Origin of the sequence: Algoriphagus sp. (assembly GCF_030694375.1) — a bacterium.
Classification (GTDB): domain Bacteria; phylum Bacteroidota; class Bacteroidia; order Cytophagales; family Cyclobacteriaceae; genus Algoriphagus.
Genome location: NZ_JAUXYL010000007.1, coordinates 218665 through 232898, shown reverse-complemented (window position 1 = coordinate 232898; position 14234 = coordinate 218665). Strand labels below are relative to the sequence as shown.

The window sequence follows — 14234 nt, the reverse complement described above, 5'->3', positions numbered from 1 at the left end:
CAGGTGATTTACTTTTTCGGCGGAAAAAATGTCGGGAGGTTTTCAAGAATGTCTTTCGTCATTGCATCCAAATCATAATCCGGTTGCCATCCCCAATCTTCCCTTGCTCGACTGTCATCAATAGTGTCAGGCCAAGAGTCGGCAATCACTTGACGAAAATCCGGGTTGTATTCAATCTCAAATCCGGGAACATACTTTTTTATGCTTTCATAGATCTCCTTAGGAGAAAAACTCATACCGGAAAGATTATAGCTGGATCTAATTTTTACCGATTCCCGAGGGGCATTCATCAAATCAAGAGTAGCCTTGATCGCATCAGGCATATACATCATGGGTAGGTAACTGTCCTCCCGGAGAAAGCAAGTGAATTTTTCACCCGCCAAAGCCTTGTGATAAATGTCTACCGCATAGTCTGTGGTGCCACCGCCAGGCAGGGACTTATATCCAATTAGACCCGGATAACGCAAGCTGCGGACATCCACATTATATTTTTGAAAGTAGTATTCACACCATCTTTCCCCTGCTTGCTTGCTGATGCCATAGACCGTGTTGGGTTCTTTGACGCAGTATTGAGGGGTGTTGATTTTTGGAGTATTTGGCCCGAATACGGCAATGGAAGAAGGCCAATAGATTTTGTCCAGCTTCATTTCTTTGGCAAGCTCCAAAACGAAAAGCAAGCTTTCCATATTCAGGTGCCAAGCAAACTTTGGATTTTTCTCGCCTGTAGCCGAGAGTACGGCGGCAAGGTGATAGATCTGCGTGACATTTTCTTCTTTGACCAAATCATGAAGCGCCTCTTTATTCATCGCATCCAAGACTTCAAATCGGCAATAATCAAACTCAAAACGAGCCGAATCTCTGAGGTCTGTTGCGATAACTTGCTCTCCGCCAAACTGATAGGCAAGAGATCGGGTGAGTTCTGAACCAAGCTGTCCGGCAGCTCCGATGATGAGGATTTTTTCCATGGGAAGATCTTCCAAAAAAGCCCCAAAGTGGCCTTGAGGGTTTTTGTTTATATTTGGGTTTGCTAGCGCAAAAGTAGTAAAAATCACCGCTCCGCCTCAGTTTTTTGACTGGCGGAATTCTCAAAATCTGAAAATCAATTTAATTCAATAGCGCATGTACGATCAGCTTAAACCCAAATTAGAACAAGAGTTAAAATCCATCCAAGAAGCCGGATTGTTTAAAAAAGAACGCATCATCACTTCTCCCCAATCTGCTGAGATTACCATCGCTGGAGGACAAAAAGTGCTGAACTTCTGTGCAAACAATTACCTCGGACTTTCTTCCCATCCAAAAGTAGTAGAGGCGGCAAAAGCGGCCATTGATACCCATGGTTTTGGGTTGTCATCTGTGCGGTTTATCTGCGGAACTCAGGACATCCACAAGGAATTGGAGCGGAAGATTTCTGAGTTTTTGGGGACTGAAGATACGATCCTCTACGCAGCAGCATTTGATGCGAATGGGGGAGTTTTTGAACCGATTTTTGGAGCGGAGGATGCCATTATTTCGGATGCTTTGAATCATGCTTCGATTATCGATGGCGTGCGTCTTTGCAAGGCAATGCGCTATCGCTATGAGCACAACAACATGGCTGATCTGGAAAAGCAATTGCAGGATGCCATCGCTGCCGGAGCGAAGCAGAAAATTATCGTGACCGACGGGGTTTTCTCCATGGACGGGACCATCGCCCAGTTGGACAAAATCGTAGCATTGGCAGAAAAATATGAGGCGCTAGTGATGTCCGATGAGTGTCACTCGACAGGTTTCATGGGCAAAACGGGTCGTGGGGTCCATGAGCATTGCGGTGTGATGGGCAAAATCGACATCATTACCGGAACGCTTGGAAAGGCCCTGGGTGGGGCTTCTGGTGGATTTACTTCCGGTAGAAAAGAAATCGTCGAATTGCTTCGACAGCGATCCAGACCGTATTTGTTTTCAAATACCTTGGCGCCTTCCATCACAGGAGCTTCTATCGCGGTTTTTGATTTGCTTTCGAAGACTACCGAGTTGCGGGATAAGTTGGAGGAAAACACAAAGTACTTCCGATCCAAAATGACTGCCGCAGGCTTTGACATCAAGCCGGGCGAGCATGCCATTGTGCCCTTGATGCTTTATGATGCCGTACTTTCGCAGAAGATGGCGGAAAAGGTGCTAGAGAAAGGGATCTATGTGATTGGCTTCTATTATCCTGTCGTACCAAAAGGCCAAGCTCGAATCCGGGTGCAGATTTCAGCAGGTCACGAGCGACATCATTTGGATCAGGCGATTGGCGCCTTTATAGAAGTGGGCAAAGAGCTTGGCGTATTAAAATGATTTTTTTGATGCCTAATTGAAATAATAAAGCCTGTCAAAATAAAACTGACAGGCTTTTTATTTCCTCATTCCATTGAAATTATTCTTTTCCAATCAGGATTTTCCTGAAATTGCTAAGCTGCTTTTTGTCGAATGGTCGTATTCCGAGAGGTTTTCGAATCTATCATCCAAGTCCTCATTGTTGAGATAGTCGTTGATGATTTCTCTTATTTCCTGAAAAGAAAGATTATGCAGCACTTTACCGTTTTTCATCATGGACATCTGACCTGTCTCCTCAGATACGACTAGGATCAATGAATCGGTTGCCTCAGACATGCCGATTCCAGCTCGGTGGCGAAGTCCAAACTGAGCAGGCACTTCTCGCTCTGTAACCGGCAAAATACATCGCGCAGCCTTAATTCGGCCTTTGTGAATGATTACTGCACCGTCATGGAGTGGGCTGTATTTGTTGAAAATCGAAATCAGCAAGCGCTTCGAAAGCTCGGCATCCAAAATGTCACCGCTTTCTGCATAGAATTTCAATTCGGTATTACTGGAAATGACCATTAAAGCTCCCGTGTTGCTTCCTGCCAGAACTTTGGATGCATCAATGATCGGACTGATGTTGAATGCCGAATTTTCTTTTTTTCTCCAGAAAAAAAGAATATCCTTTAAAATATTGTCGTCGGAGAAAATTGAAGTACGGCCGACAATCAACAGAAACTTTCGGATCTCTGGAGCAAAAATAATGAGGGCAGCAATTACTCCGACTCCCATGAATTGGCCGAGAATTGCTGAAAGCAGTTCCATTCGGAGTGCCCTTACCAAAAGATAAATCAGGTAAAGTGAAAGGAAACCGACAAAGATTTTGATTGCAACGCTACCTTTTAGAAGCTTGTAAACTTGGTACAATAGCGCAGCCACCAACGCAATATCGATCATATTGACGATGGAGATGTCCAAAAAACCTATTTTGAAAAGTAAGCTCAAGGGTATAGTCGTTCAAATAGTTTTACAGTCTCTTTTGCTTCCTTAACGTCGTGAACTCTGAGTATGTTTGCTCCTTGCAATAAAGCAAACATATTCAGGGCTGTTGTCCCGTTTAGTGCATTTGTAGTATCAATTTGCAGTGTTTTGTAAATCATTGATTTCCTCGATACCCCAACCAAAAGTGGAAATCCCAAGGTTTCAAAACTTTTTAGATTTTTCAGCAAATAGAAATTCTGCTCAATCGTCTTTGCAAATCCAATCCCAGGATCGATAATTACATCTTTGATGCCAAGTTTTCTAATAAGATCCACTTTTTCCGCGAAATAATGCAGTATTTCTCTCAGAATATCAGAATAATTTGACTGGGACAGCATGTTTTGTGGATTTCCTTTCATATGCATAGCTATGTAGGGAACTCCAAGACTTGCAATCATGGGAAGCATGGCCTCATCCAGATTCCCGGCAGAAATATCATTGACGATATCAGCACCTGCAAATACGGCTTCTTGAGCTACCTTGGATCGGAAAGTATCGATTGACAGTAAGATATCGGGAAATTCCTTTCGGATGACTTCCACAGCAGGTACCACTCGATCGATTTCTTCCTGAATTGAAATATCAACAGCACCCGGTCTTGAGCTATATCCACCCAAATCCAAAAAGTCGGCACCTTCATAAATCATTTTCCCGGCTTTCTCGAGGATTGCTTCACGATTTTTATTGACGCGACTTTCGGTAAAAAAAGAATCCGGAGTCAGATTCAAGATTCCCATCACTTGTGGTTTATCCAAGCATACGATCCTTCCTTTGATTTGGAGTGTATATTTTTGTGGAAATAATTTATCTTCGGTCGAAGAAGACGGATTTGATCCGGATAGCATTAAACAAAGGAATTTTGGAGACTAATACCAGCAACGAATATAAGCAAGTAATCGCCCGATGTAAAGATTTATTCAGTAAGAAAACACTTGATTATGGGACAGCTTGGAGGATTTTGAGGCTTTCGTCGATTACGGATCAGATTTTCATCAAAGCACAGCGAATTAGGTCAATACAGGAAAAAGGGAGTCAAAAGGTCAATGATCCAATCTTGGATGAATTTGTTGGGATCATCAACTATTGCCTGATTGCCTTAATTCAAATCAGCTTGAGAGATGATGACCGGATGGAGATTCCATATGCCGAACTCGAGCCCATTTATGATCACTGGACTGAATCGACGAGGGGCTTGCTCGAAAATAAAAATCATGATTATGGCGAGGCTTGGCGAGATATGCGCGTGAGTTCGATGACAGATATCATACTGATGAAGTTGTTTAGAGTAAAACAAATCGAGGACAATCAAGGGCAAACCATCGTTTCTGAAGGAATTGAGGCCAACTATCAGGATATGATAAACTATTCTGTTTTCTGTCTGATCAAACTTGGATACCATAAAATTGAACCTGCCTGATTTAGACCGGCAAGACGAAAAACGAGAAACAGTCGAAAATAATAGCAATCACCTGTCTGCTGTAGGTAAGTGAGAGCGTCCAAAAGCCAGCCTTCGGGTTTGGTTATTGAAAAAAATAAAAACATATGAATAAGCAAACAGTACTTTGGATTCTTCGCCTTTTGGTAGGAGGTCTTTTTATTTTCTCAGGGTTAATCAAAGTGAATGATCCGGTAGGGACTGCTATCAAGTTGGAGGAATATTTTGATGTTTTCTCTAACGACATCGCAGGGTTCTTCTACTACTTCAAGCCTTTTGCTTTGTATATCGGTGTGGTGTTGGTGGTAGCAGAAGTGGTTTTGGGAGTCATGCTGATTATCGGTGTCAAGTTGAAAAAGACTGTTTGGGCTTTGGGTTTGATGGTGCTGTTTTTTACGTTTCTGACTTTTTACTCAGCTTACTTCAACAAAGTCACAGATTGTGGATGCTTTGGCGATGCGATCAAATTGACACCTTGGGAATCTTTTTACAAAGATATTATCCTCTTGATCATGATTTCTTTCCTTTTCTTTTACAGAAAAGATCTTCCCGAAGAAACGCCAAAATGGGCGAGTATTACTGCAATTTTCACCTTGGTAATTTCTTTGGGGATTGCGTATTGGGCAATTCAAAACTTGCCGTTTATCGACTTCAGAGCATATAAGAACGGCGTCAATATTCCCGTTAATATGCAGCCTTCGTCCCAGCTTCAATACATCTACGTGATGAAAAAAGATGGAGAGACCTTCACTTTTGATCAATATCCGGCTGAAGACGGCTATGAGTTTGTAGAGATGGTATTGCAGAATCCCGACGCGCTTCCGAAAATCTCAGATTTTGCAGCCTGGAATGCAGAAGGTGATCAGTCCGAGTTTCTTTTTGCAGGCAACAAGGTGATTATCCTCAGTAGCAACATGGCTAAAATGAGTGAGGCTAATCTGGTTAAATTGAATGATTTGGTGAAATCGATGGAAGGTGCGCCCGTGGATGTGGTTTTTATGGCTGCGGCGAGTCAGGAAGAAATTGACAGCTTTTTGTCCAAACAAAATTGGAGTGTGATGGGCTTGCAAGCTGATGCCACGGTTGTAAAAACAATCATGCGAGCCAATCCCGGGATTATGATCTTGAAAGACGGAGTGGTGATGGAAAAGTATCACCATAACAATACTCCGGATGCTACGGATGTTTTGGACTTCTTCCTATGAGTAAGTGGCTGAAAGTGGTTCTTGTAGGGTTACCCGGATGTGGCAAAAGCACATTTGGTCGGCAGTTAGCTCATGAATTACGCTTTCCCTATTTGGATTTGGATTACCAAATCGAGGAGAAATTTCAGCTAAAAATTCCCGAAATTTTCGCCATTCACGGAGAGGGGAAATTCAGAGAATGGGAAACTGAAACACTTTCGGAATTACTGCATCGGGATGCTTCGTTTGTCCTCGCGGCCGGAGGAGGAGCGCCGTGTTTTAATGACAATATGGATCTGATCAACGAGAAATCTATATCCGTTTACCTGGATGTTCCATTAGATACTATTTCCGAACGCTTAAGAGTTTCCAAAGCACATAATCGTCCCATGTTTTTGAATTTGGATCAGGGAGAGATCACTTTGAAGCTAAAGAGCCTGTTAGCTCAGCGGGAACACTTTTACAATCAGTCAAAAATAAAGCTCAGCGGTGAAGATTTCTCCGCTGAGCTTTTGATGTATGAATTGATTAATCAGCTTAAAAATTAATCCCAAGAGTAAGGACACCGGAAGTTATGTTGTTCTCCAGTTCGGTGACTGGACCAAAGTTGTTGCCATTTGAATCCAATACTTGGTAGCTTCTGTAAAGGCCCCTGTATTTCTGATTGACTAGGGCAAAGTCGATTGAAATTGAATTGATTTTTACACCAAAGCCACCACTGAGTTGTTGGGTACTTTGATCAAATCCGAAGGAATTAGCATAGGGATCTCCAAAGAAGGCATATCCTGCTCTGAATCTGAAATTATTTACCCGAGCTTCGCCACCTATGCGATAATTGATTGTACTGGCATAGATATCGCGAATTACTCGGTTATCTGGACCTTCATCAAAGTCGTTGGAGCTGATTCTTCCGGCGCTATAGTCTACCCAATCGATATCCGCAGAAATGAACCCATTTTTCCCAATGAAGTAGGTAGCTCCTCCACCGATTTTAAGTGGAGTGTTCAGTCCATATTTACTGATCACAAAATCTGTAACCGCATTTTCCCTGCCCAAAGTCACATTCTCCTGTTCAAAAAAGTAATTATTGTAATTAGCGGTCATTCCCGCTTCATATTCTTCGTTCAATGCATACCAAGTTGGGGATTGAAAGTTGAAGCCTAAATTCAAATTATCAATGGGTTTGTAGATCAAGCCTAAATTTAAATTCAACCCAACACCACTGATAAATAAGCTTTCTCTAAGGTTTGAATTTGCTAAGGGCTGATCAATGAATTCCTCATTATAATTTTTGAATGAAGAAAAGGAGAGTGATCTAATTCCTATTCCGCCACCGACAAAAACTTTATGATTGAAATTTGCCCCATAAGAAAATGAAATCTGATTTGCGCTACCCTCTTGAGTTATATTTTCATCCTGAAAGGGTAATCCCAAAACAAAAGAATCGTAAGAATTAGGATTCGGGATAGGATTTCCTTGTTGGTCAAAAGCAATTGGGTTGATTTGATAAGTTTTATAGGCAAGTCCGGTAAGTCCAAAATTTTCAATCTGACTTTCGGGAATTCCAAAGGCATCTTGCAGATAAAAATCAATGATGGAACTCTCTCCAAGAAGATCAGAAAAATACCCATACTCGGTATTGAAATTTGCAATTCGCTGAAAGCTAATTCCAAAAGCACCACCTTTAAAAGCACCCGATTTCAGACTGTTTTTTGGGTTGGCCATGACATAACTCATATTGGGCAGGCTGAAGTTTGTTGTATTATAGGATCCTTTTTGTCCCAAATACTGAGTGCTCACTCCCCAATCATTATAGCCTAAAGTGATGCTTGCCTCGGATGATCTGAAAAAACCGAGTCCTGCTGGGTTTCCGGCAATATTGGAGACATCGCCGCCTAATGAGTATTGAGTACCTCCGATACCTATAATTCTTGCCGATCCTGATGGTATTGTTCTGCTAAAGCGATAGGCATCTTCAAAATATCCACTTTGAGCGAAGGCTCCTCCAATAGTGAATGAAGTGAGAGTGAGAAAGACTGTCAGAATTCTCATTAAATAATAGTTTGGTTGAAAAGAATAAACGGATGCGATAGATATTTGTGCTGAATTTAAGCAAAAAAAAAGGGGAAATTAATTCCCCCTTCCTCCTCTGGATCCACCGACACTACCGCCTGAGGACCCTCCTGAGCTTCTGCTCGGAGCACTAATGCTTCCTCCTCCACTTGATCTGCTTGGAGCGCTGTAGGTAGGAGTTGAATTTGTTCTGCTAGGAGTCACAACTCTATTGTTATTTGTTGGACTTGTGCTTCTGTTGTAAGAAGGTGCAGTTGACCTATTATAAGAAGGACTCGTGCTTCTGTTAAAAGAAGGACTTGTAGATCTATTGTTGTTATATGCAGGAGAACTAGTTCCTGATGGGGAATAGTTTCTGGTGTTGCTACTCGGATTCAGGTTGTTTGGAGTTCTGGCAGAAGGAATTGTGCTTCTGGACCTAGTACTTACACCTCTGTCACTTGCCGGAGAGCTGGTATTTCTCGTTGTGGGAGCTACTCTACTTCTTCCGGAATTGTAATAATCATTTTGAGAATTGCTGAAATCTCTTGATGCAACTCTGGAGTTTTCGGAAGAAACTAATCTTCTGGCGGAGGAATTATCCACGGCCGAAGCATTTCCTCTTGCCTGAGCTCTTGCAGTGCTTGGTATCACACCGGCTTGAGAAGATCTCATTCCTGAGTTAGCTAGGGAAGCACCTCTTGAAGGACGAGCACCATAAACCGTTCTTCGATCACCTTCGGCACCAGGAAGGATGAAAATTGGTCTACCTGCATAGATTGGTCTACCCCAAGGAGAAAAACCCATTCCATAACCCATCATTCCGAAACCAGGTCCAAAAAACGGATCATAAAAGCCCCAAGGACTCATCATACCTCCAAAACCCATGTATGGATTTCTCCACGGATTGCCCCAACCAAAGCCGGAACCCATGAATGGACTTCCCCATCCTATACCAATTCCGATGCTAAGTCCTGGTCTGAACCCAAAGCCTGGACCCCAAAACGGATCATAGAAGCCCCAAGGACTCATCATGCCTCCGAATCCCATTCCCATTCCAAAATTGAAATTGATATTCGGTGAGTTAAAGCCGTTGTTTCTATTTCCCGAAGTGGAATAATTATCGTAGGCGTTGATATTTCCAACTTGATTTTGATTAGCTACTCCTTCCTCAAAATAAACTACCCCATCTTCAGAAGTATTCTGCGTCGCCTGATATCTTGAAATGTATTCAGGGTTGACATTTCTCGCACTGAAGTTTTGCTCGGCTAATTCCGGTTCTTGGGAGATGTTTCTAAAAGACTGAGGATTATTGTTATCAACTGCGTACTGCGTAGCAATTTTCACATCCGAAGCCATGAAGTACAAATTGTCGTCAGTCGCACTGGCAGCCATTTTATTGGTACTGCAAGAGGAAACGACAAATGATCCTAATAGAAATGAAGCGGCGATTATTGGTAATTTCTTCATAGTTGAAGTTTATTGTTGTCTTGTTATACGAACTGACAATCCTGAGGTTATACTTTTTGGATTATATTTGCCAGCCCTAATTAAGCAAAAATAAAGACATTTTAACATTTTAACCAACCAAATGAGCAAAGGACTTCCAAAACGCAGCGAAGATTATTCCCTGTGGTATAATGAATTGGTAAAAAAAGCGGACTTAGCAGAAAACTCTCCCGTGCGTGGTTGCATGGTGATCAAGCCCTATGGCTATTCGATCTGGGAAAAGATGCAGGCACAGCTGGATAAGATGTTTAAGGAAACAGGCCATTCCAATGCATATTTTCCTCTTTTTATTCCAAAATCTTTTTTGAGTAAAGAAGCAAGTCATGTGGAAGGTTTTGCAAAAGAATGTGCTGTGGTGACCCATTATCGGCTAAAAAATGCAGAAGATGGTTCAGGAATAATTGTTGACCCGGATGCAAAACTCGAAGAGGAATTGATTGTTAGGCCTACTTCCGAGACGGTAATTTGGAGTACTTATAAAAACTGGATTCAATCATATCGAGATCTCCCTCTTTTAGTCAATCAGTGGGCCAATGTGGTGAGATGGGAAATGAGAACTCGGCTTTTCCTCAGGACTACTGAGTTTCTTTGGCAAGAGGGGCATACCGCTCATGCCACAGCAAAGGAAGCTATGGAGGAGACCATTCAAATGATGAATGTATATGCCCAATTTGCTGAGGAATACATGGCTGTACCTGTTGTCAAAGGTAAAAAGACAGAAAATGAGCGGTTTGCAGGCGCAGACGAGACGTTTTGTATTGAAGCGATGATGCAGGATGGGAAAGCCCTTCAAGCAGGAACCTCTCACTTTTTGGGTCAAAATTTTGCAAAAGCTTTTGATGTCAAATTTGCAACCAAGGAAGGTGGACTGGAATATGTTTGGGGGACTTCATGGGGAGTCAGTACACGTCTGATGGGTGCGCTGATCATGGCTCACTCGGATGACAATGGTCTGGTACTTCCTCCAAAATTAGCACCGATTCAAGTGGTGATAATTCCTATCTATAGAGGAGAAGCAGAACTGGAATTGATCTCCGTCAAAGCTAAAGAAATCATGGCTGACTTAAGAAAAGTCGGTATTTCTGTAAAATATGATGATCGGGATACCCAGAAGCCGGGTTGGAAATTTGCCGAATACGAACTCAAAGGCGTACCTGTGAGAATAGGATTGGGGCCAAGGGATCTCGAGAATGGCACCATTGAAATAGCCAGAAGGGATAATTTGACCAAGGAGACCTTTGAACTTGCTTCTCAACCCATCGCAACTAAAATTTCGAATTTATTGGATCAAATCCAGGATGGGATTTTCAAAAAAGCAATCGACTTCAGGGCATCTGTTACTACCGAGGTAAATTCCTGGGAAGAGTTTAAGAAAGTTCTTAACGATACGGGCGGATTTGTATCTGCGCATTGGGATGGAACCTCTGAAACTGAAGAAAAAATTAAAGAGCTTACCAAAGCAACCATTCGCTGCATTCCACTGGACAGAAAGGAAGAAGCAGGAACTTGTGTGCTCACAGGAAATCCTTCTTCAGGTCGCGTATATTTCGCGAAGGCCTACTAAAATCAAAACCCGGAAATATTCCTTCCGGGTTTTTTCTTTTTCCGTATAGGTTTACCCTTCTAAACTCGTATTTTAGGCCTAATTCTATTTTACCGCTTCATAGGCCAATGACAATCCTGATATTATCCAGTCTCCTGATTATTGGATTGATTTTACTTCTCATCGAAGTTTTGTTTATCCCGGGAACAACCATCGTTGGAATTTTGGGCTTGGGGATCACCCTGGCAGGTATTGTTTATGCCTTTGTTTCCTATGATTCGGAGACGGCCTACTGGATTATCGGAACTGCGGCAATTTTAAACCTGATTGCGGTTTGGTATGGTTTCAGTTCAGGCGTCTGGAATCGTTTTTCGCTGAAATCATCCATGCAGGGAGGGGCTTTTGACGGCAGAACTTTAGGTTTGTCCGTTGGAATGATTGGCAAGGCAGTCTCGGACATTAAGCCGATCGGAAAAGCTGAATTCGGCGATACGAGCTATGAGGTAAAATCTGAAGATGGTTTTATAGAAGTGGGTAGAGAAGTGAGCATAATAAAAATTGAAAACAATAAAATAATAGTTAAATAAATCTTTATGGATCCATCAAGTTCGTTGTTCGTATTAATAGCTGCATTTGCAGGGATAGTACTTTTATTCATCTTTCTGTATTTCGTTCCGGTTGGACTTTGGATTACGGCCCAGTTTTCCAATGTGAAGGTAGGGATAGGGGAACTCATCGGTATGAGAATAAGAAAAGTGCCGCCAAGCGTGATTGTCAATTCCTTGATTACGGCTACTAAGGCAGGTCTCCACCTGACCACCAATGATTTGGAAACACACTACTTGGCAGGGGGGAATGTACCGACTGTTATAAGAGCTTTGATCTCTGCAGATAAGGCAAACATCAGTCTGACCTTCAAACAGGCGACAGCGATCGACTTGGCAGGAAGGGACGTTTTCGAGGCAGTTCAGATCTCGGTAAATCCAAAAGTGATCAATACTCCCAATGTAGCTGCAGTTGCTGCGGACGGGATTCAGCTTATAGCTAAAGCCCGTGTTACTGTTCGTGCAAATATTGCGCAACTCGTCGGTGGTGCCGGCGAAGAAACGATTCTTGCCAGAGTAGGCGAGGGGATTGTGACCTCAATCGGTTCTTCAGCCAATCACAAAACAGTACTTGAAAACCCTGATCGAATTTCCAAATTGGTACTTCAGCGCGGTTTGGATGCAGGGACTGCATTCGAAATTCTGTCGATTGATATCGCAGATATAGATGTGGGAACCAACATCGGTGCAAAACTTCAAATCGATCAAGCCTCAGCGGATCTGAAAGTAGCAGAAGCTAAAGCAGAGGAGAGACGTGCCATGGCAGTAGCATTGGAACAAGAAATGAAAGCCAGAAACGTGGAAATGCGCGCTAAAGTAATCGAAGCTGAGGCAGAAGTTCCTAAGGCTTTGGCTGAGGCTTTCCGAACCGGAAAATTGGGTGTGATGGATTATTACCGAATGGAAAATATCAAATCGGATACCTCGATGAGAGAATCGATCGCCAGCTCGGATAAGGACCTGAAGGATTCAGGAAAATCTGAAAAGAAATAAAGAAAAAAGGGAGCATTAAGCTCCCTTTTTTCTTTTCCCGTTCGTTGATTCTTCCACCTGAATCACCACAGGTTTATAAAGTTCTTTGGCCAAGATTTGATTTCCTGTCCAGTCGGCCACGATTTCCAGATAATTGATGGGGAAAATCGCATCGCCTTTTTCATTCAAAACTCCGGTCAGTCCTCCTTTGCTCACGATAAAAAAATCAAGCTTTTCCACCTGAATATTATCAAAATCTGTTGGAAGAATCTCTGTTCCAACGCTGCTCAACAAGCCTCTTTTGCCATTTCTTTCCACTAAGAAATAGCCTTCTTTCAGTCTGCAGACCTTATCAAACCCTTCCTGATTTAGCATTGAGCCGGTTTTTTCCAATAAAAAAAACTGACCGTTGTCTTGTGCAATTGCTATTCCGGAGGAGAAGTTTTTGATTTCATCCCACTTGGGTTCACTGATGATGTGTCCATCCATTCCGATCAATCCCCATTTGGAAGAGTTTCGGAAGGATGCGATTCTCTCGGAAAAATTACCTGCCTCGGCAAACCTGGGTTCGATCACCCATTTCCCCGAAGAATTTACAAAACCTGTTTTACCTCCTTTGCCAGCGGGAAATAATCCCTCGGCACCCGGATTGATCCAGTTCAAATCGGTTGACGGGAGCACTTGCCAGCCTTTTTTGCCCAAAAGTCCAACTTTGTTTCCTCTGAAATTGACATTATATAAATTATCCCCAACCAACTTCACTGATTCGATACCCACTGAATCGAGCAAAATCCCATCTTCTTCCATCACCCGTCGAAGCTTTCCGTGAATGTATTCAAGCATCAGCCCCCCTTCCCTGGTGATTTTGTGATAGGAATTGTAGGATACATCCGATTTGATGTGATCGCCTTTGATCAGGAGATACTGATTCTGATCATAACCATAGAAGAAGTCACCTCTCGTATGCTCGAGTTGAGCTAAGGTAGGTTGCATCACATAATCTCCTTCAAAATTTAGAATTCCAAAGCCTGTATTTTCCTGCGCAAGGAGATAGTTTCCTTCGTTCTCTTGGATAAGCTTGTATGGACGTTCGGGGTCTTTCGAAAGAGGTAAAAAATAGCTTCCTGCCTTTTGGCCGATTAGGACTCCATTTTTGGTAAAATTGGCTTTCTCCCAGGCTCCAATAGCGGTTGTTTTTTCTTTTCCCTTCTCAAAGAACCAATATTCCTTCCCTTTTCGCCCCAGCAAAAAGTTATAATAAGTTTGGATTTCATCGTATTCCAGCGGCAACGCCAGCATGCCATACTCATGAAAAGCACCAATTCCCTTTGGCCCTTTGACCAGGATCCAAGGTGCAAGGTACTGATAGACCTCATCACCTTTGAGATCCACTACCGGCTTCAGATCTCTTGAGAGCATCGAAAGGCCTTTTTCATTCTTGCCTGTGATCACAGTTTCGCTGAGGACTTCGATCCGGTCGTATATCGCCAGAGATTTAAGATTCCCCTGTAAGTCATATACCCCCCATGTCTGGGCAGGTAAGGTGGTGCAAACAAAAGAAAAAGCCAGCAATGCCAGCAGGGAGCGAATTTGGGAGGTAACCATTTTGGGAA

13 protein-coding genes are annotated in these 14234 nt (G+C 42.7%); 7 read left to right on the top strand and 6 right to left on the bottom strand.

What is annotated here, in order from left to right; genetic code table 11:
- Positions 1–8: 8 nt before the first annotated feature.
- Positions 9–965, bottom strand: a complete 957-nt coding sequence (locus Q8M62_RS02235; RefSeq protein ID WP_304901319.1) for an NAD-dependent epimerase/dehydratase family protein — start codon at positions 963–965, stop codon at positions 9–11.
- A 154-nt stretch (positions 966–1119) separates the two neighbouring features.
- On the opposite strand from Q8M62_RS02235, the gene kbl reads away from it, so the two are divergent.
- Positions 1120–2316: a glycine C-acetyltransferase gene (kbl, locus tag Q8M62_RS02230; RefSeq protein ID WP_304901320.1), complete on the top strand. Its 1197-nt coding sequence runs from the start codon at positions 1120–1122 to the stop codon at positions 2314–2316.
- A 93-nt stretch (positions 2317–2409) separates the two neighbouring features.
- Here the strand turns inward: kbl and cdaA are convergent, their stop codons facing one another.
- Together cdaA and folP are read right to left on the bottom strand one after the other, a co-directional pair.
- Positions 2410–3285, bottom strand: coding sequence for a diadenylate cyclase CdaA (gene cdaA, locus Q8M62_RS02225; protein ID WP_304901321.1), 876 nt, complete (start codon positions 3283–3285; stop codon positions 2410–2412).
- The gene (gene folP, locus Q8M62_RS02220; RefSeq protein WP_304901322.1) at positions 3282–4166 is read right to left on the bottom strand and encodes a dihydropteroate synthase; all 885 of its coding nucleotides are present in this window, start codon (positions 4164–4166) and stop codon (positions 3282–3284) included. The genes cdaA and folP overlap by 4 nt, the downstream gene beginning before the upstream one ends.
- A gap of 14 nt (positions 4167–4180) precedes the next feature.
- Between folP and Q8M62_RS02215 the strand changes: the two genes are divergently transcribed.
- The 3 genes from Q8M62_RS02215 to Q8M62_RS02205 all read left to right on the top strand — a co-directional run bounded on the left by Q8M62_RS02215 (position 4181) and on the right by Q8M62_RS02205 (position 6488).
- Complete coding sequence (locus Q8M62_RS02215; RefSeq protein ID WP_304901323.1) at positions 4181–4738, top strand: DUF1599 domain-containing protein; 558 nt, start codon at positions 4181–4183, stop codon at positions 4736–4738.
- Positions 4739–4863: 125 nt separating this feature from the next.
- The gene (locus Q8M62_RS02210) at positions 4864–5961 is read left to right on the top strand and encodes a BT_3928 family protein (RefSeq protein WP_304901324.1); all 1098 of its coding nucleotides are present in this window, start codon (positions 4864–4866) and stop codon (positions 5959–5961) included.
- Positions 5958–6488, top strand: coding sequence for a shikimate kinase (locus tag Q8M62_RS02205; RefSeq protein WP_304901325.1), 531 nt, complete (start codon positions 5958–5960; stop codon positions 6486–6488). Before Q8M62_RS02210 ends, Q8M62_RS02205 begins: the two co-directional genes overlap by 4 nt.
- Here Q8M62_RS02205 and Q8M62_RS02200 read toward each other — a convergent pair.
- Positions 6478–7992 carry an OmpP1/FadL family transporter gene (locus Q8M62_RS02200; protein WP_304901326.1) on the bottom strand — a complete coding sequence of 505 codons (1515 nt, stop codon included), beginning with the start codon at positions 7990–7992 and terminating at the stop codon, positions 6478–6480. The genes Q8M62_RS02205 and Q8M62_RS02200 overlap by 11 nt on opposite strands.
- Positions 7993–8070: 78 nt before the next feature.
- Positions 8071–9462, bottom strand: a complete 1392-nt coding sequence (locus Q8M62_RS02195; RefSeq protein WP_304901327.1) for a hypothetical protein — start codon at positions 9460–9462, stop codon at positions 8071–8073.
- Positions 9463–9583: 121 nt separating this feature from the next.
- Between Q8M62_RS02195 and proS the strand changes: the two genes are divergently transcribed.
- The 3 genes from proS (at position 9584) to floA (ending at position 12642) form a co-directional block, all read left to right on the top strand.
- On the top strand, positions 9584–11065 hold the full coding sequence (proS, locus tag Q8M62_RS02190) for a proline--tRNA ligase (protein WP_304901328.1): 1482 nt from the start codon (positions 9584–9586) through the stop codon (positions 11063–11065).
- Positions 11066–11172: 107 nt separating this feature from the next.
- On the top strand, positions 11173–11631 hold the full coding sequence (locus Q8M62_RS02185; RefSeq protein ID WP_304901329.1) for an NfeD family protein: 459 nt from the start codon (positions 11173–11175) through the stop codon (positions 11629–11631).
- A gap of 6 nt (positions 11632–11637) precedes the next feature.
- Entirely contained in the window at positions 11638–12642 is a 1005-nt protein-coding gene (gene floA, locus Q8M62_RS02180) for a flotillin-like protein FloA (protein WP_304901330.1), read from the top strand.
- Between the two features lie 15 nt (positions 12643–12657).
- On the opposite strand, the gene Q8M62_RS02175 is transcribed toward floA, so the two are convergent.
- On the bottom strand, positions 12658–14226 hold the full coding sequence (locus Q8M62_RS02175; protein ID WP_304901331.1) for a WG repeat-containing protein: 1569 nt from the start codon (positions 14224–14226) through the stop codon (positions 12658–12660).
- Between the last annotated feature and the right edge of the window lie 8 nt (positions 14227–14234).